This window comes from Herbaspirillum lusitanum P6-12, from assembly GCF_000256565.1.
In the GTDB taxonomy this organism is placed as follows: domain Bacteria; phylum Pseudomonadota; class Gammaproteobacteria; order Burkholderiales; family Burkholderiaceae_D; genus Herbaspirillum; species Herbaspirillum lusitanum.
This window is the reverse complement of record NZ_AJHH01000677.1, coordinates 1-670: the sequence shown is the minus strand read 5'-3', so window position 1 is coordinate 670 and position 670 is coordinate 1. Positions and strand designations below refer to the sequence as shown.

Sequence of the window (670 nt, the reverse complement as noted above, 5' to 3'; positions counted from 1 at the left end):
GCCATTATCGCGCGCGGCGCCGACGGCGTGCGCTTCACCATCAGCAACGATTATCTTCCCTACGGCGACGACTACCGGCGCACCGCCGAATACCTGAAGCAATCGCTCAAGCGCGTCGGCATCGACGTCAACATCCGCAGCCAGGACACGGCGGCCTTCACCAAGCGCGTCTACGGCGACCGCGATTTCGACACGGCGATCACCTGGAATGCCTCCTTCCCCGATCCGCAGATCGGCCTGACGCGCATGTACTGGTCCGGCTGGGTCGGCAAGAACATCCCGTGGACCAACAGCTCGGGCTACAACAATCCGGAAGTCGATCGCGTGATCGAACAGGCGCAAGGCGCCGCCACGCAAGCCGAACGCATTGCGCTGTTCAAGAAATTCCAGCAGATCACGCAGACCGAATTGCCGACCCTGCCGCTGATCGAGTTGCATTTCTTCACCGTGCATTCGCCGCGTCTCAAGGGCATCACGCAGGACGGCGACCAGTCGCAGGGTTCGCTGAAAAACGCCTGGCTGGAGCCGGTCAACGCCAACCTGGCCAAAGCCGGGCAATAAAAATACCGAGGGAAAACACACCATGAACAAGAAGGTCTTCAAACTGCTTGGCGCCACGGCGCTGACACTGGCGTTTGCTGCAAACGCACTGGCGCAGACGCGCGGCGGC

1 protein-coding gene is annotated in these 670 nt (G+C 61.5%); it reads left to right on the top strand.

Annotation, left to right across the window (positions count from 1 at the left end; all coding sequences use genetic code 11):
- The coding region (locus HLUSI_RS0122400; protein ID WP_016836089.1) for an ABC transporter substrate-binding protein at positions 1-561 on the top strand (561 nt) is incomplete at its 5' end.
- Between the last annotated feature and the right edge of the window lie 109 nt (positions 562-670).